At 38.6% G+C, this 17,832-nt stretch carries 18 protein-coding genes; 3 read left to right on the plus strand and 15 right to left on the minus strand.

Going from position 1 to position 17,832, the window contains the following annotated elements; all coding sequences use genetic code 11:
* Nucleotides 1-21: 21 nt before the first annotated feature.
* The 12 genes from ftsA to mraZ are packed head-to-tail and all read right to left on the minus strand — an operon-like array spanning nucleotide 22 to nucleotide 13,490.
* Complete coding sequence (ftsA, locus tag LB450_RS07510) at nucleotides 22-1,416, minus strand: cell division protein FtsA (RefSeq protein ID WP_224487304.1); 1,395 nt, start codon at nucleotides 1,414-1,416, stop codon at nucleotides 22-24.
* Nucleotides 1,417-1,428: 12 nt separating this feature from the next.
* A complete protein-coding gene (locus LB450_RS07515; RefSeq protein ID WP_224487305.1) occupies nucleotides 1,429-2,148 on the minus strand; it encodes a cell division protein FtsQ/DivIB in 720 nt (239 codons plus the stop codon).
* Nucleotides 2,135-3,487, minus strand: a complete 1,353-nt coding sequence (murC, locus tag LB450_RS07520) for a UDP-N-acetylmuramate--L-alanine ligase (protein ID WP_224487306.1) — start codon at nucleotides 3,485-3,487, stop codon at nucleotides 2,135-2,137. Before murC ends, LB450_RS07515 begins: the two co-directional genes overlap by 14 nt.
* Nucleotides 3,484-4,581 (minus strand): undecaprenyldiphospho-muramoylpentapeptide beta-N-acetylglucosaminyltransferase, encoded by a 1,098-nt coding sequence (murG, locus tag LB450_RS07525; protein WP_224487307.1) that lies wholly within the window; start codon nucleotides 4,579-4,581, stop codon nucleotides 3,484-3,486. The genes murC and murG overlap by 4 nt, the downstream gene beginning before the upstream one ends.
* Nucleotides 4,578-5,819, minus strand: coding sequence for an FtsW/RodA/SpoVE family cell cycle protein (locus LB450_RS07530; RefSeq protein ID WP_224487308.1), 1,242 nt, complete (start codon nucleotides 5,817-5,819; stop codon nucleotides 4,578-4,580). The genes murG and LB450_RS07530 overlap by 4 nt, the downstream gene beginning before the upstream one ends.
* Before the next feature lie 6 nt (nucleotides 5,820-5,825).
* The gene (gene murD / locus LB450_RS07535; RefSeq protein ID WP_224487309.1) at nucleotides 5,826-7,169 is read right to left on the minus strand and encodes a UDP-N-acetylmuramoyl-L-alanine--D-glutamate ligase; all 1,344 of its coding nucleotides are present in this window, start codon (nucleotides 7,167-7,169) and stop codon (nucleotides 5,826-5,828) included.
* A complete protein-coding gene (gene mraY / locus LB450_RS07540) occupies nucleotides 7,170-8,390 on the minus strand; it encodes a phospho-N-acetylmuramoyl-pentapeptide-transferase (protein ID WP_224487310.1) in 1,221 nt (406 codons plus the stop codon). It abuts the gene before it with no gap.
* A 3-nt stretch (nucleotides 8,391-8,393) separates the two neighbouring features.
* Complete coding sequence (locus LB450_RS07545; protein ID WP_224487311.1) at nucleotides 8,394-9,857, minus strand: UDP-N-acetylmuramoyl-L-alanyl-D-glutamate--2,6-diaminopimelate ligase; 1,464 nt, start codon at nucleotides 9,855-9,857, stop codon at nucleotides 8,394-8,396.
* The gene (locus LB450_RS07550) at nucleotides 9,854-11,821 is read right to left on the minus strand and encodes a penicillin-binding protein (protein WP_224487312.1); all 1,968 of its coding nucleotides are present in this window, start codon (nucleotides 11,819-11,821) and stop codon (nucleotides 9,854-9,856) included. Before LB450_RS07550 ends, LB450_RS07545 begins: the two co-directional genes overlap by 4 nt.
* Nucleotide 11,822: 1 nt before the next feature.
* Complete coding sequence (locus LB450_RS07555) at nucleotides 11,823-12,137, minus strand: FtsL-like putative cell division protein (RefSeq protein WP_224487313.1); 315 nt, start codon at nucleotides 12,135-12,137, stop codon at nucleotides 11,823-11,825.
* 2 nt (nucleotides 12,138-12,139) lie between these two features.
* Entirely contained in the window at nucleotides 12,140-13,042 is a 903-nt protein-coding gene (rsmH, locus tag LB450_RS07560; RefSeq protein WP_224487314.1) for a 16S rRNA (cytosine(1402)-N(4))-methyltransferase RsmH, read from the minus strand.
* A complete protein-coding gene (gene mraZ / locus LB450_RS07565; protein ID WP_224487315.1) occupies nucleotides 13,035-13,490 on the minus strand; it encodes a division/cell wall cluster transcriptional repressor MraZ in 456 nt (151 codons plus the stop codon). Before mraZ ends, rsmH begins: the two co-directional genes overlap by 8 nt.
* A 345-nt stretch (nucleotides 13,491-13,835) precedes the next feature.
* Between mraZ and LB450_RS07570 the strand changes: the two genes are divergently transcribed.
* Complete coding sequence (locus LB450_RS07570; protein WP_224487316.1) at nucleotides 13,836-14,600, plus strand: alpha/beta fold hydrolase; 765 nt, start codon at nucleotides 13,836-13,838, stop codon at nucleotides 14,598-14,600.
* A 12-nt stretch (nucleotides 14,601-14,612) separates the two neighbouring features.
* Nucleotides 14,613-15,212, plus strand: coding sequence for a ribosome biogenesis GTP-binding protein YihA/YsxC (gene yihA / locus LB450_RS07575; protein ID WP_224487317.1), 600 nt, complete (start codon nucleotides 14,613-14,615; stop codon nucleotides 15,210-15,212).
* Here the strand turns inward: yihA and LB450_RS07580 are convergent, their stop codons facing one another.
* The 3 genes from LB450_RS07580 to gldB are packed head-to-tail and all read right to left on the minus strand — an operon-like array spanning nucleotide 15,213 to nucleotide 16,878.
* Entirely contained in the window at nucleotides 15,213-15,581 is a 369-nt protein-coding gene (locus LB450_RS07580) for a GTPase (protein WP_224487318.1), read from the minus strand.
* Nucleotides 15,581-15,919, minus strand: coding sequence for a gliding motility protein GldC (gene gldC / locus LB450_RS07585; protein WP_224487319.1), 339 nt, complete (start codon nucleotides 15,917-15,919; stop codon nucleotides 15,581-15,583). The genes LB450_RS07580 and gldC overlap by 1 nt, the downstream gene beginning before the upstream one ends.
* Before the next feature lie 2 nt (nucleotides 15,920-15,921).
* The gene (gene gldB / locus LB450_RS07590) at nucleotides 15,922-16,878 is read right to left on the minus strand and encodes a gliding motility lipoprotein GldB (protein WP_224487320.1); all 957 of its coding nucleotides are present in this window, start codon (nucleotides 16,876-16,878) and stop codon (nucleotides 15,922-15,924) included.
* Between the two features lie 82 nt (nucleotides 16,879-16,960).
* Between gldB and nadE the strand changes: the two genes are divergently transcribed.
* A complete protein-coding gene (gene nadE, locus LB450_RS07595; RefSeq protein ID WP_224487321.1) occupies nucleotides 16,961-17,743 on the plus strand; it encodes an NAD(+) synthase in 783 nt (260 codons plus the stop codon).
* Nucleotides 17,744-17,832: the final 89 nt, after the last annotated feature.

Raw genomic sequence — 17,832 nt, forward strand, 5'->3', positions numbered from 1 at the left:
ATATTTTGATTGGTATGCTTCTTATTCTGCGTTATCTAAAAAATCTTTCAATTTATCAAACCATTTTTCGACTACACTTCGGCTAGGTCGTGCTGGCTGATTAGGTTGCTCCGGGATGCTTTGCTTGTCATCCCCTTCTCGGGAATCCTCTGTGATTCCGTCGTTAGTGTATTCTGATGCTGTTTCTGCGGGCTGTTGTGCATTCACTGGCTCTTCTTCCTCTTCCAGTTCCTCACGTTCAGCTCTATCAAGAGCTTTGCGCTCCAATCCGTCCATCACCAGGCCTACTGCTGTGGCATAAAGTGGACTTGCGATTTCTTTATCGGTTTCTCCGGCAAGATATTCGTTGGGGTAACCAACTCGGGTATCCATCCCGGTGACATATTCCACTAACTGCTTCAAATGCTTCAGTTGCGCACCACCACCGGTGATGACAATGCCGGCAATTAGTTTTTTCTTTTGTTCATCATGTCCGTAGTTTTTAATTTCAAGATAAACCTGATCTATAATTTCTACAGCTCTGTAATGGATCACTTTAGACAAATTCTTCAGTGATATTTCTTTAGGATCTCTTCCTCGCAATCCGGGAATTGAAACAATTTCGTTTTCTTTATTTTCACCTGGCCACGCCGAGCCAAATTTTACTTTGAGCAATTCGGCTTGCTTTTCTATAATAGAACAGCCTTCTTTTATATCTTCTGTAATCACATTTCCTCCAAGTGGAATCACTGCTGTGTGCCGTATAATTCCATCTTTGAAAATGGCTAAGTCGGTGGTACCCCCACCTATATCGATTAAAGCTACTCCGGCTTCTTTTTCCTCCTGGCTCAATACTGAGTTTGCCGACGCCAAAGGCTCCAATGTCATTCCATTGAGCTCAAGACCAGAGTTTTTGACACATCTCCCAATGTTACGGATAGATGATATCTGCCCCACTACCACGTGGAAGTTGGCTTCCAAACGTCCGCCAGACATTCCCCTTGGCTCCATGATCTCAGACTGTCCATCCACTTTATATTCTTGAGGTAACACGTGGATGATCTCCTCCCCTGGAAGCATCACCAGCTTGTGAACCTGGTTGCATAGGTTATCGATATCCTCATCTTCTATCACCTCTTCCACATCATTTCTAGTGATGTAGTCGCTGTGTTGTAAACTTCTGATGTGTTGTCCCGCAATACCTACAGTTACTCCTTTAACATCAATTCCTGAATTAGCCTCCGCTTGTTGGATAGCCTGCTGAATGGATTGAATGGTTTGAGTAATATTATTCACTACTCCACGATGAACACCCAGACTTTTGGTTCTCCCAATGCCTAGAATCTCTACTTTTCCATATTCATTTTTGCGACCAATCATCGCTACAATCTTTGTTGTCCCAATGTCTAAGCCTACTGCAATATTATCTTCTTCCATCTTTGTAGATTATTACTTTGTTGTACATACCACTTGATTACCAAACTGCAAATCTATGCGTTTATACTCATCTAATTTTTTGTATTCCAAAGCTTTTAAATAAAAAACTTTATAGTTAGTCAACTTTCTGTCAAGATAAGAAATTTGACCAAAATTGACTAAATAATCTCTACCTCTTACTTCTAAAACGTAGTTATTTACTGATTTTTTTCGGATTGCAATGATATGTTTTTTTAAAAAATCATCAGCCTGTATTCTTGTCAAAAGCGGATAAACTTCTTTTAGCTCATTTGCACCAACTCCAGATACCAAAGGCACTCTGGATGAGTAGTTTGGAGATAAAGGCATCGCTAGACCATCGGCATCCAAATAATAAAATCCATCATCCATTACCCTTGCTATGGGTTCTCTCTGTATAATTTTTGCTGAAAGTATGCCGTCCAGACTATAATAGGCTTCAGAAGACTTTATCATCTCGTTCGTGTTTAGCACATTTTCAAAACTAGCCAAACGCTTTTCATTCACTAAAGAATCTCCGTTGGACTTCAGCACCTCTTCAAGTAATTGCTCGACTTCAGCTTCGGTAATGAAAATTTTGGAAGCGTCCAGAAGTTCAACTTTAAGTGACTTGACGGGTTTCAGGTTTTGGCGATGATTTGCAAAACCCACCAGAAAGAAAACAATCCCCAGGATCAAAATCAATCGTATGTTATGTAGTTTAAATAGTTTCATGCAAATGCTTTGAAATTTTAGCGGCTTCTACTCCTATGTCTCCTGCACCTAGCAAAACGATAACTTCATCTTTGGCTGTCGCTATTCTATGTTGAATATCAGTTTTAATCATCAAGTGTTTTGAGGGGTGCTGAATCAAATTCAGAAGAAAATCTGAAGTCACTCCTTCAATAGGTTCCTCCCTTGCCGGGTATATGTCCAAAAGATTCACCTCATCAAACTGAGCCAGACTTCTGGCAAAATCCTCTGCAAAATCCTGAGTTCTTGAAAATAAATGTGGTTGAAAAATAACAACCGATTTTTTTTCTGAATGCATTTCAGAAATCGCCTGATACACGGCGTCAATTTCTTTAGGGTGATGCGCGTAATCATCGATTACCACCAAATCGTCTGATTTATAAATGTAATTGAAGCGTCTTTGCACACCTTCGAAACTGGTTAATGCTTCTCCAAATTCTTTCGCTAATTCTGGTTTAAAATCAACAGCTAGGGCTAAGGCCGCCGCCGCATTGAATAAGTTGTGACGTCCTGGCAGAGAAAATTGAAGCCCAGTCAAATGAACTTCTCCCTGTTTAAAATTGAATCTGTAACTGCCATTTTCTATTGAAATGTGATTCACCTGTACATCCGCCTCTTCTCCAATGCCCAGAGTATATGCGTCTAAACCCAAACCAGATTTGGCATACAAATGACCTTTTGGTACCAATCTTGAAAATTCTTTGAACGTATCTACCAGCTTTTGAGAAGTCTCGTAAATATCCAGGTGATCAGCATCCATGGAGTTGATCACTGCTGCAGTGGGATGCAGCTGAAGGAACGACCTGTCAAATTCATCGGCTTCTACAACAACCACTTCCTCTCCATCCCCGATGTAATTGGTTTTATAATTTTGTAAAATCCCACCACAAAAAGCCGTGAGTTTCACTCCTGCAACTTTAAGTATGTGAACCAAAATCGCTGAAGTCGTGGTTTTACCATGAGTTCCTGCTACTGCCAGCGTGGGCAGATGTTTGGTGATAATTCCTAAAACCACCGATCGCTTATACACCTCGAAATCCTGAGTTTTGAAATAGTCAAAGAATTTTGAGGTTTTAGAAATCGCAGGTGTATAAATGACTAATGTTGATTCCTTGGATAAGTTCTGAATGTGAGTACCGCTAGCTTCAGAATAAAACACTTCAATTCCCTCTGCTGATAAAGTTTTGGTCAACTCCGATTCTGTCCTGTCATAGCCAGAGACTGTCAAACCTTTTTGATTAAAATAGCGAGCCAAAGCACTCATCCCGATACCACCGATACCGATTAAGAACACATGTGTATATTGCTTTAGGTCTTTCATTTCACTTCATTTTCTATACGTTCCACTTCATCTGCAATGCTTTTTGTCGCCAAAGGTCTGGCTAAAGTCAAAATATTTTTAGACAGGCTTTTTTGAAGGTCAATGTCATTGATCAAATTCTTGATTACCGGCTCAAATTTTACATCCAAATCTGACTCCTTAAGCATAATAGCCGCTTGCTTATCTTCTATAGATTTTGCATTTTGGGTTTGATGGTCCTCTGCAACATTTGGCGAAGGAATAAATAACACTGGTTTTCCCACCAGACTCAATTCGCTTACCGCTCCTGCTCCTGCTCTCGATATGATGACATCTGCAACGGCATAAGCCAAATCCATTTTAGAAATGAATTCTAAAACCTTGATAGATTCAGTTGCTTTTGAAACGTATCTATCGTAATACAACTTCCCGCATTGCCACAACACCTGAAGGTTTCCGGCTTCAAATAAGGACAACTGACTTGCGATCAATTCATTGATACGCTGCGAACCCAGGCTGCCCCCAACAATCAACAAAGTCTTTTTGTTTGGGTCTAACTGAAAATGCTTTAGACCGGCTTCTTTTTTACTTCGCACTTTAAGCAAATCCTTGCGTATGGGATTTCCTGTAAGTACTATTTTTTCTTTTGGAAAAAACTTATCCATGCCTTCATAAGCCACGCAAATGGAATGCGCCTCTTTGGCAAGCCATTTATTGGTAATGCCTGCGTAGGCATTTTGTTCCTGAATGAGTGTTGGAATTTTTAGGATAGAAGCCATTTTTAATAAAGGACCACTCGCAAAACCTCCGGTTCCTACAACAACATTTGGCTTAAATTTTTTGATTAGCGTTCTTGCCTTCAGCATGGAACTCATCAGTTTGAAAGGAAACATTAAATTCGATAAAGTCAGTTTCCGTTGTATTCCGGAAATCCAAAGTCCTTCAATCTCAAAACCAGCTTCAGGCACTTTGGTCATTTCCATTTTATCTTTTGCACCGACGAATAGAAATTCTGCATCAGGATGTCTTTCCTTCAATTCTTCAGCAATAGCAATAGCTGGGTAGATATGTCCACCTGTGCCTCCTCCAGAAATCATGTATCGTTTTGCGCTCATATCGTTTCGCTTAATACTTCTAATGGATTCTCAATGGCCAGATTGTCTTCTTTCTCTTTTTCATCAGCTTCAGCTTTGGCTTTTACTTCATTATTGGCACTCACACTTATAACGATGCCTAGAGACAGACACGTCATCCAGATAGAAGTGCCCCCACTCCCCACCAAAGGAAGGGTCTGACCGGTGACGGGTAATAATTCAACAGCCACCGCTATGTTGACAAAGGCCTGGAATATGATAGGAATTCCTGCTGCAACAACAAGCAGGCGACCATAAGCCGTTTCTGATTTAGTCACTATAATCGCTATTCGATACAACATAAACAGGTAAGCTAAAATCACTCCTATGCCACCAACCATGCCCATTTCTTCTACGATAATCGCATAGATAAAATCTGAAGAAGACTGAGGTAAAAAATTACGCTGTACACTTTTCCCTATCCCATTTCCTGTAATTCCTCCGGTAGCGATTGCAATTTTTGCTTTCTCCACTTGATATTGTTCCCGACTTTGCTCATCTCCAGTAAAACTTTCGACTCTGCTGATCCATGTATCTACTCTGTTTGGAAACAAATCTGGAAACGCTTTGGCAGTTAATCCAAATACGGCCAATCCCAGTAGTCCGATACCGAGCACAGTTGCTGTATATTTGAACGTATAACCTCCAACATAAGTAAGCAGCAAAACCATAAGAAAGATAATGGCTGCTGTTGAAAAATTAGCAGGTAAAATAAGACCCACTACCAGAAAAACAGGACACCAAAGCGGTAAAATAGTTTCTTTGAAGGTATATTCGGTGTCTTTAATTTTGGATAAATACCTCGCCACATATATCAGTAACACTACTGAGGCCAAGGTTGAAGTCTGGAAGGAAAAATTGACAATCGGGACCTGTATCCACCGACTTGCATTCGCTCCCTGCATGGTTGTGCCCTGAAATAATGTAACTATAAGAAGCACGATGACTATTGGCAATAAAATGATAGACAAACCTCTGAAATAACGATGCGGAATTTTATGGGTCGCATAAAGTATAGAAAAGCCCAATACTAAATGGATGAAATGCTTTACCAAATAAGCAAATGTGCTTCCACTTGCTCCATTGAGATAAGCCAGATTACTTGAAGCACTGTATACAGGAATAAAAGAAAAAATAGCCAAAAGCGCAGCCACAGACCACAACATCTTGTCTCCTTTTATGCTTTTAAAAAATTCCTTAAGTCCTGTACTGGTTGACATTTTTCTTTATTTTTTTAGCTGTTGTACTGCATTTTTAAATTGTCTTCCCCTGTCTTCGTAATTTTCAAACAAATCAAAACTCGCACATGCTGGCGATAAAAGCACAGCATCGCCTTCTTCGGTTAAGTCATAGGCTTTCGAGACTGCATCAGCCATACTGGATGTTTCAAGAATCGTATCCACACAGTTGCTAAAGGCTTCATATATCTTTTGATTATCGATACCCAGGCAAACAATAGCTTTTACTTTTTCGTTGACCAGGGCCAGTAAATCTTCGTACTTATTCCCTTTATCAACTCCTCCTACAATCCAAACCGTTGGTGCATTCATACTTCCCAACGCATAAAATGTCGCATTCACATTGGTAGCTTTAGAATCATTGATGAATGATACTTTGTTGATTTTGCCCAACTGCTCCAGCCTGTGTTCTACACCGTGAAAGCTTTCCATACTGTCACGAATGGTTTGTTTTCTAATCTTAAGCAATCTCGCAGCTGTAGAGGCTGCCATTGCGTTTCTAGTATTGTGGTCGCCTTTTACGGCTAAATCTGTTACAGACATAGTGAATAAATTATGGTTGAGTTTTATATTAATTTTATTGTCTTCGATAAAAGCGGATAAATCTTCCACAAGCGTCGCCATAGTGAAAGGAATTAATTGAGCTTTAACCGGATTTTGTTCCAGCCAGGCCACAATCACTTCATCGTCTTTGTTATAAATGAGGTAGTCGTCCCCGGTTTGATTTTTTGTAATTCTGAATTTAGCCTCGATGTATTCCTGAAAGTTATTATGATATCGATCTAAGTGATCTGCTGTAATACTTGTTAAAATCGCGATGTGAGGCTTAAAACTTTCGATACCATCCAATTGGAAACTGCTGAGTTCGAGCACATAATTATGAACAGAGTGTCTGGCCACTTGTTCAGCAAAACTGAAACCTACATTCCCCGCCATAGAAACTGATAAGCCAGCATTTTTCAAAATATGAAACACCATATTGGTGACTGTAGTTTTGCCGTTCGATCCTGTAATCCCGATCATGTTAGCATCGGTAAACCAGGAAGCAAATTCAATTTCTGAGATCACCTTAATTCCCTTTTTCTTCAGTTTTTGAATTAAGGGCAAATCATCAGAGATACCTGGGCTTTTCACAACAACATCTGCAGCTTCAAGTCTTGAAATCGTGTGTCTCCCTTCTTCAAATTCAATTTTTTCTGAATTTAATTTAGTTTTAAACTTAGGCTTTAGTTTTGAAAAATCCGACAAAAATACCTTGTAAGCATTGACCTTACCTAGAATGGCAGCTCCTACTCCACTTTCTCCCCCACCTAAAACAACTAGTTTTTCCATTTATCTAATTTTAAGTGTTACTATGGTGATAACAGCCAATAGAATTCCTATAATCCAAAATCTAACAACGATTTTAGATTCATGAAAACCTTGCTTTTGATAATGATGATGAAGCGGAGACATCAAAAAGATACGCCTTCCAACTCCTGATTTCTTCTTGGTATATTTAAACCAGCCAACCTGAAGAATCACAGATAAATTTTCAATAAAGAAAATGCCACAGAGAATTGGAATCAGCAATTCTTTACGGGTAGCAATGGCAATTACAGCAATGATTCCGCCAATTGTTAAGCTACCAGTGTCTCCCATAAATATTTGAGCCGGGTAAGTATTGTACCATAAAAATCCAACGAGAGCTCCCGAAAACGCGGCTATAAAAATGGTCATTTCCCCTGTGCGTGGAATATTCATCACATTCAGATAATCTGAGAAAATAACATTACCCGAGACCCAGGCAAATATACCCAGGGTCAACACGATTATAGCTGAGCTTCCTGCAGCCAGCCCATCAATACCATCGGTAAGATTGGCGCCATTGGAAACGGCAGTAACAATAAATATAACAATCGGAATAAAAATAAGCCAGGCGTAAGATGCTGCCCCCTCACTTATCCAGGAAATGGCTTTGGAATAATCCAACTCGTTGTTCTTAAAAAAGGGAATTGTAGTGGTTGTAGACTTCTCTTCTGGTGAGGTTTCAGAAATTACCTGTACGTTATTGGTGGTCGTTACCACATTTTCTGTCCTTACCGTAACATCAGGGTGAAAATACATCACTGCACCTACAAAAATCCCAAGCCCAATCTGGCCAATGACTTTGAATTTCCCTTTTAATCCTTCTTTGTTCTTTCTGAATGTTTTGATGTAATCATCCAAAAATCCAATAGCCCCCATCCAAAGCGTGGTTACAATCAAAAGAATGATATAAATATTATCGAGTTGAGAGAATAATAAAACGGGGATAAGCGTTGAAAAAATAATAATTAGCCCTCCCATTGTGGGTGTGCCAGCCTTTTCTTTTTGGCCTTCCAGGCCGAGTTCTCTTACACTTTCTCCTATTTGTTTTCTTTGAAGGAATAAAATGATGCGTTTACCAAAAATTGTAGAAATCAAAAGTGATAAGATGATAGCAGCGGCTGCTCTAAAAGATATGTACTGAAACAAGCGAGCTCCAGGAAGATCGTAACTGTTTTCTAAAAATTCGAATAAGTGGTACAACATATCTTATTTATTAAACTGAGCTAATAACTCTTTCACAATTTTTAAATCGTCAAAATCTGATCTCACCCCATGAACTTCCTGGTAAGTTTCATGTCCTTTTCCCGCAATCAAAATAATATCTCCTTTATGAGCTAAACTACAAGCTGTTTTGATAGCCTGTTGCCTGGAAGTAATGCTCAAAGTTTTAAACACATCCTGAGACTCCACGCCTTTTTCTATATCGCTTATTATCTCTTCCGGATCTTCTGTTCTTGGGTTATCACTGGTGAAAATAACTTTGGTGCTCAGGTTCCCGGCAATTTTACCCATCACTGGACGCTTGGTTTTATCTCGATCTCCTCCACAACCTACAACGGTAATGAGGTCTTCATTTCGGGTTCTGATATCGTTGGTAGTCTGTAACACGTTTTTTAAGGCATCTGGAGTGTGGGCGTAATCCACAATCACATGAATACCCGTCGTTGAAACATGATGCTGATACCTTCCATCAACCGGCTTCAACTGACTCAGCGTCTGTAAGTTTTCAAGTTCATCGACTCCAAGCAGGTCTGCTGCTGCATAAACGGCTAACAAGTTATAGGCATTAAAATCACCTATAAATCTCGACCAGACTTCATTTCCGTTGATAGTCAACTTTAATCCTGAAAAGCTCTTTTCAAGAATTTTAACTTTATAGTCTGTAAGGTTTTTAACTCCGTACCCATAAGTTTTGGCCTTGGTATTCTGAAGCATATAGTTGCCATTCTTATCGTCAATATTGGTGATTGCAAACGCATCTTTAGACAACTGGTCAAAAAATCTTTTTTTAACGTCTCTGTATTCAGCAAAAGAATTGTGATAATCCAGATGGTCCTGAGAAAGGTTGGTGAAAATTCCACCTTTAAAGTCGAGCCCTAGAGTCCTGTGCTGGGCAATACCGTGAGAACTCACTTCCATAAAACAAAACTCTACTCCAACCTCATTCATCATTTGGAGGTATGAGTTAATCTTCAGAGAATCTGGAGTCGTCAATTTGGTTGAAAATTCCTTATCGTCAACTTTTATAGTGACGGTAGAAATCAAACCCACTTTAAAACCAAGCGCTTTAAATAGTTGATACAGCAAAGAAGTTACCGTGGTTTTACCATTGGTTCCGGTAACTCCAACAAGCTTTAAGTTGGACGACGGGTTTCCGTAATAATTGGAAGCCATAATCGCCAATGCCTCTCTGGTATCCTTCACCTGAACATAAGTGATCCCTGGAGCTAATTCAGAAGGAAGGTCTTCACATACAACCACCTGAGCACCTTTAGAAATAGCCGCATCTATAAATAAATGTCCATCTGCAGCAGTACCTCTTATGGCAACAAAGGCATCCTGATGAGTTACAGAACGGCTATCGAAATGAAGGTTATTCACTTCCAGAGCCGTTGAACCTTTTACAGATTTAATAGGAACTTTATATAATATGTCTTTTAATATATTCAACTTGAAATTAAATTTACGTGTTGGTTATTTGATATTTTTGCACCGCTTTTTATCGACTGTTTCACGATTTCACCATCGCCAACAAGAGTCACTTTAAGACCTAGATTTTCTAATATGGAAACCGCATCCATAGCGGGATATCCTGTAAGGTCTGGCATGACGGTTTTGTACTTTTGAGAAACTTCATAGTAGTTTTCATAAGCGGAATTTGCCAGGTCAGCTTCTTGGATAACTTTCTCAGAAATCTCGTCTTTAATGGGTGTATCGATATAAATCTTTTGGGCAATTTTTTCAAAAACTGGTGCAGCAACTGTACTTCCGTAATAACCTATTTTAGGGTTTGGCTTATGAATTACCACAATACAGGAATATTTAGGTTCATCTGCAGGAAAATATCCCACAAAGGAAGAGACGTAACGGCCAGATTCTATCCAATATTCGGTTTGGCAGGTTCCGGTTTTTCCAGCCATTTTGAAATTATCATGACGGATATTACTCCCGGTTCCTTTTTCTACTACGCTTTCCATCATGCTTCTCAGTTTCAAAGCGGTCTCTTTGGAACAAATACTTCCTTCAATAATAGGTTCTGAATACGACTCGATTAGTGAATGTTTATCTCTTACCTGTTTAATGAATTTTGGTTTTACCTTTAGTCCATTATTGGCAATCGCGTTATAAAAAGTTAAGGTTTGCAGTGATGTCAAAGTCACTCCATAGCCAAAAGACATCCAGGGCAAGGTTGTCCCATACCAGTTGGAATCATCTGGATGAGGAATGGTAGGCTGACCTTCACCCTTAATTTTTAATCCGATTTTTTTGTTCAGTCCCATATTATAAAGTCGATTCACGAATCGTTCGGGGTTGTCTTTATAATTGTCGTAAATCATTTTTGAAAATGCAGTGTTAGAAGATACCTGAAAGGCTTCGGCAGCCGAAATCTTACCGTAACCACCACGTTTTGAATCATAAACTTTACGGTCATAAAACTGAGCTACACCATTTTCGGTGTTGAAAACTGTACTGGTATCGATAACTTTATCTTCCAAAGCTGCAGCCATGCTCATCAACTTAAATGTTGAGCCAGGTTCGTGCGGTTCGTATACGGCATAGTTAAGTTTCTCGTAATATTTATCAGAACCTTTGATGCGACCTAGATTGGATATCGCCTTAATTTCTCCGGTTTTGGTTTCCATAACCACCACACTTCCATGATCTGCTTCAAAATGCTCAAGCTGTCTTAGCAGGGCATGATGAGCAACATCCTGGATATTGACATCAATTGTAGAAATAACATCGTAGCCATCTTCTGGCTCCACTTCATTAACATCGCTTATCGGTTTCCACTGCCCTTTAGCTATTTTTTGTTTCAACCTCTGCCCCTCTTTACCTCTTAAGTAGTCATCGAAGGCACCTTCCAGGCCTACATTTCCAAAACCAACGGTACGCTCTCCAATTTTGCCAAGCGGATGTTCTCTCACCGTAGATTGTTCTGCTATGAAGCCACCTTTATAAGGCCCAAGATTGAATAGTGGAAATTCCCGTATGGCCACATATTCTGAATAATCCAGTTGCTTAGCTATAAGTAAATACCTGTTTTTGACTTCCCTGGCACGCTTTAATTTCTGAAGGTGATAGTTTTTAGTATGTCCAAGCAGCTTGGACAATTCTGAAGCTAAAGCTGAAGCATGTTTCTGAAAATTGCTTTCTGAAACAGTGATAGCATCAAATCTGATATCGTATTTAGGAACCGAAGTCGCCAACAAATTCATATTGGTATCATAGAGATTACCACGATTAGGCTCAATACTAAAGTTTCTGTACACTGTTTCCTGAGCCAGGTCTTTATACTTTTGGCCCTCAACAATCTGAATATCGAAAAGCTTGTAGCCCAAAGCTATAAACACGATGACCAGCGCAGTTGCTATAATGTAAAACCGACTTAAAATGCTTTTGTCTGTTGTCATTTTATTTGGTCTTTACTAAAATTTTATAAGGCGGTTTATCGGATAAACCAATAGAGCGTTGCTTCATCTTCCTTGCAACGTTAGACTCCATTTTTTGCTGCATCACGGTTTTACGCGTGTCCACAAATTCACTTCTGAGTTCCTTGAGTTGCTGATTGAGTTCTGCAACTCTGTACACTTTTCGTTCCGCACTATGAGAACTGGCAATCATTATAATAGCAAGCAAAGCACAAAACACAATAAAAGCCCAGTTGGTGAAAGCGCCTTCGCTTACCAAAAATTTACCTTTCAATATGTTTCCTATACCATTTGACATGATTATAACTTTTCTCCAATTCGTAATTTCGCACTCCTCGATCTGTTGTTTAACTTCATTTCGGTTGGAGTTGGCGTCATCAGCTTTCCAACTTTTTTGAAAGGAACCAGCATATTTCCATAAAAATCTTTTTCTGGTGCTCCAGAAAATTTCCCATCTCTTATAAATCGCTTCACCAGCCTGTCTTCCAAAGAATGATAGGAGATCAAACTCAGTCTTCCGCCTTGTTTAATCAAATCTGGTGTCTGGAGCAAAAACTCTTTAAGAACTTCCATTTCCTGGTTGACTTCAATGCGAATAGCCTGATATACCTGAGCCAAAAACTTATTGACTTTGGTAGGTGGAAAAAATGGAGTTAACAAAGCATTCAATTCTGAAGTTGACTGAATTGGCTTTACTGCTCTTTCTTCTACGATAGCTTTAGCCAACTTTCTGGACATTTTTATTTCTCCATATTGCCATAGCAATTGAGATAATTGCTTTTCAGAGTAAGTGTTGATCAGTTCTGAAGCACTTAGTCCGGTTTGTTGATCCATCCTCATATCCAATTCAGCATCAAACCTTATGGAAAAGCCTCTCTCCCCCTCATTAAACTGATGAGAGGAAACCCCAAAATCTCCAAGAATGCCGTCCACGTGTTTCACTCCTTCCAGCTTCAGAAAACGCTTTATAAATCTAAAATTGGCTGGAATCAGCGTGAATCGCGGATCATCGATTGTGTTTTCCTGAGCATCTTGATCCTGATCAAATGCATATAGCTTTCCATGATCTCCAAGTCGAGATAATATTTCTCTGGAATGACCACCACCACCGAAAGTCACGTCCACATAAACACCGTCTGGTGTTATGGACATGCCGTCAATGCTTTCTTTTAGCAGAACAGGGATGTGGTAAGCCTCACTCATTCGTATCAAAATTCATAACGTCTTCAGCTAAATCTGCAAAGTCTTCAGAATCGCTAATGACTGATTCATAGTTCTTTTTATCCCAAATCTCTACAATATTAATTGCAGAAGAAACCACTATTTCCTTTTCAATTGCAGCAAAATTGATGAGGTCTTTGGGAATTAACAATCTACCATTGGCATCGACTTCGATGATTTTGACACCAGCAGAGAATTTTCTTATAAAATCGTTGTTCTTCTTATTGAATCGATTCAAACCATTCATCTTATCCATCAGTAAGTTCCATTGACTCATCGGGTATAATTCCAGACAAGGCTGAAACACTGAACGTTTCAAAACGAAACCCTCCTCAATAATAGGAAGCATCTGCTTTTTAAGGCCAGATGGTAGCATAAGTCGACCTTTTGTGTCAACTTTGCATTCGTAAGATCCTATTAGGGTATTCATGGTAAGTTTGATTTCAATTTCAAATATATCGAAATTTTTACCACTTTTTACCACTTTCTACCACATTGTGGATAACTTTTTCCACTAGAAACTTTTATGACTTGTTGAAAGCAGTAACTATCTATACTTCCAGAGATTCTCATAAATCCCAAATCCTTGTGGATAAAGTCTGTAATCTTGTTTTTTTGAAGAAAATTTAAGAACGGTAACTGGAACTTTGGCAAAAATCATGTTTTAAAAGTCTTATTTACACTCTTTTACATTTCGAAAAGACAAGTCTCAAGAACTGTAGGTATTTCTTATACAAATATCTTTATATTTGGATTTTGAAATTCTGAAAACCCGATGGAAGAACACATAACGCAAGAAGGCAAGTTTAAATACTTTGAAAGAGGTGAAGGTACTCCAATTGTTATTTTACATGGACTGATGGGTGGTTTAAGTAACTTCGACGGAGTTATGACTTACTTCCCTGAAAAGGGCTATAAGGTTGTCGTCCCAGAATTACCACTTTACGACTTGCCACTTCTTAAAACCAACATAAAAAACATCACCAAGTACATCAAGGAATTCATTGACTTTAAATCTTACGGTCAGGTCATTTTAGTAGGAAACTCCCTTGGAGGTCATGTAGGATTATTAACTACTAAACTCTATCCTGAAATTGTCAAAGCTTTGGTTATTACCGGGAGTTCAGGACTTTACGAAAGTGCCATGGGTGAAAGTTACCCAAAACGTGGCGATTATGAATACATCAAAAAGAAAGCTCAGGACGTGTTTTATGACCCGGAAGTCGCTACTCAAGAAATCATTGATGATGTTTACAGCGTGGTCAACGACAGAAGTAAATTGTTAAGAACTTTATCGATTGCCAAAAGCGCTATTCGTCACAATATGTCGAAAGATTTACCAAACATGGAAACACCAACCTGTATCATCTGGGGAAAACAAGACCAGGTTACTCCTCCACAAGTAGCTAAAGATTTTGATAAACTTCTACCAGATTCTGAATTATTCTGGATAGACAAATGTGGGCATGCGGCTATGATGGAACATCCAGACCAGTTCAACGATCTCTTGTATGCATGGCTTGAGAAAAGAAATTTCTAAGACACTTATCTCATGAAAATTAAAACCTCAGCATTCGTCGTAAGCAATTCGGATGTGGCTAAATGCCCTGTTTCGCACTTGCCAGAATATGCTTTTATAGGAAGAAGTAATGTGGGAAAATCCTCTTTGATTAACATGATTACAGGCCGGAAAAATCTTGCTAAAGTTTCTGGGAAACCGGGTAAAACAAGGCTTATCAATCATTTTCTCATCAATGACAATTGGCACCTTGTAGATTTACCAGGCTATGGCTACGCTAAGGTCAGCAAGCTGGAGAAGAAAACATTTCAGAAATACATCACCGCTTATTTCGAAAAGCGTCAGCAGCTTGTCAACACGTTTATCCTGATCGACTGCAGACATGAACCTCAACCCATAGACCTAGAATTTCTGGAATGGATGGGAACCAATGCAATTCCATTTTCTATTGTCTTTACCAAAGCAGATAAATTGAAGCCCCAAGCCTTAGAAAAAAATATCGCTGATTATAAAGCGAAACTGGCAGAAACCTGGGCGGAACTACCCCCTTATTTTGTCACGTCATCTGCTAACAAAACCGGACGAGATGAAATTTTGGATTACATCCAAAACATTAACGAGACGTTGAAGTAATTATATCCTGGACTTTATTTTTTCAATCAGCGTTTCGACCTTTTCAATTTGATTGAGTTCATCTTTCCCCATCAAAAGGCTTAAGTCATAGTTATCCTGATATAATATGACTGGCAAATCGTAGAGTTTTTCAAATTTAGATTTGAACTTGCGTTGGTATTCCTTTTTATGCAAAAAGACCATTTCGATATCGCTTTTCTTTCGGAAAGCTTTCCATTTCCTGTTTTCAGAAATGGCACCAAAAGTCAGTTCACATAAATTACACTCATACGTTTTTGGACTTAAAATCTTATGAACACTATCAAGCAATGAATTATGAACTCCAGAGTTGGCGTTATAAACAAAAATTAGAGCCTTATTCTTTTGCATCATTTAGCATCTTTAATGTCTAATTTTTCTGCAAAATAATCACAGAAATCCTTCATGGTTGCCGTCATTTTCTCGTCATCGGTAGCTCTTTGGAAAGTATCAGTCATTCCCACAAAAATTTGATGAAAAAACTTTTTCATCTCATCTACTGGCATTTCTTTGGTCCAAAGATCTATACGTAAAGTTTCTTGAGCTTTATGATCCCAAATGCTAAGAAAAGCAGCTTTGGCTTCTTCATTGTCTATACCGCCATCCTGTGCAGACCAGGTTAATTTTTCTGGAATTCTATTTTCGTCGGTAATAACGTTGATTTTGATTTCAGACTTTTTTTCAATCATAACTAAGGTTTGTAATTTGATTTTTTAAAAATAACATCAGACTCGAGTTTTAATAGCTCTTTTATGCTTGTTTTAGGATATTTATCTATATAAGCTTTTACAATTTGCCAGCCGATGTATTGACCAATTCTGGGAGAAGATTCATTATCCAGTTCCAGATAAAATTTTGAATAAGGAGAGAGGCTTATAAATCTGTTTTCCAGACGAATATCAGTTGAATAAATCAAATCGTTTTCTACAAAAAAAGACCAGATCTGAGTTTCATTCTCATCGGCCCATTTTAACTGATCTTCGGAATAATAAATTTTTGCAGCATCAGGTTCAAAAGGCATTAAAAGGTCTTTTAAATAAAGTATTTTCCCATGGTAAACCATGTCAGACAAAAAGGTCCTGGATCGTTTAGCATTCAATTTTTGCTTAGCAAATTCTTGCACTATGTCGGATATTAAAAATTCTTTATCCTGTTGAAAAGCAATATATTCAGCCAGACCATTATAAAATTTATGGTCTTTGCCGAGGTAATTATCTAAGGAAATCAGTAGCAGGTCGTCTGTCAAAATAAGCTTTTGTCGATAATTGACTTCCTCGGCCAAGGTGTAAACTGTGGGTATGGTGTAGGCTGGAAAGTAGTACTTAGCGTATTTAAAAAAGCGCTCAATGCGCTCGGTTTCACCTTTAAAATCTGGAAAGCTTTTTTTGACTTCAGTGTTGATTTCATGCTGAAGATCGCTTTGCATTTTGACCACCCATAAACTATCTGGGACTTGTTCTGAAAAAAGTTTAGAATACCTGGATTTTAATGCTCCTAATTCATCAGGCGAAGCTTCTGCAAACTGAAAATCGAAGCGTTCAACATCCAAATTAACCTCTAAAGTCTCTGCCTCAGAATTCAATTTTGAATCTTGGGTGCAGGCAGATAAAACCAAAAAAAGACTTAACAAGAGTAAAGGAAACCTCATATTTTTAGTGGTAATGTTTAGTAACTAAATAGATTATTTATATTTGATGCAAATGTAAGTATTAAAGCCTAAAATGAGTCCCATGAAAGCCCAGAAAACAATTGACCACATTACAGAATGGATGAAGGATTATTTGAAGGAAAGCAATCAAAATGGTTTTGTGATTGGAGTTTCTGGAGGAATAGACTCGGCTGTGACTTCAGCACTTTGTGCTAATACAGGAAAACCTACCTTATGCGTGGAATTACCCATACATCAACATAAATCTCAAGTTTCCAGAGCGAGAAAACACATTGAACATCTGGAAGGTAGATTTGCTAATGTGAGTTCTGTGAAGGTAGATTTATCCAACACCTTCGACACGTTCAAGGCTAGCCTCCCTGAAATAGAGGATAAAGATTTACAGGATTTTTCACTTGCCAATTCCAGAGCCAGATTAAGAATGACAAGCCTTTATTATTTTGCCGGCATACATGGCTATTTAGTTGTCGGTACTGGAAATAAGGTTGAAGATTTTGGGGTCGGTTTTTATACAAAATATGGTGATGGCGGTGTAGACTTAAGTCCTATAGCAGATTTGATGAAGAGTGAAGTGTATGAACTTGCTGAAAGTTTAAGCGTCATTGACGAGATTCAGGAGGCAGAACCCACCGATGGTCTTCATGGAGACCACAGAACAGATGAAGATCAGATTGGGGCAAGTTACGATGAGCTGGAATGGGTGATGGGATTTGATGGTGAGGTCTCAGAAATATCAGATCGACAACAAGAAGTTTTAGAACTTTATAAAAAACTGAATACAGCCAATCAACACAAAATGCAGCCCATCCCTGTTTGTGAAATTCCCAGAGATTATAAAGAATAGCCTATATCCCTGAGTTGATTACTCTAGTTATATTAAATTCGGTAGTTTTATCTTTAAATTTTATTAAAGCTTTACACTCGAAGACACAG

The organism is Psychroflexus curvus, from assembly GCF_020164585.1.
GTDB classification, from domain to species: domain Bacteria; phylum Bacteroidota; class Bacteroidia; order Flavobacteriales; family Flavobacteriaceae; genus Psychroflexus; species Psychroflexus curvus.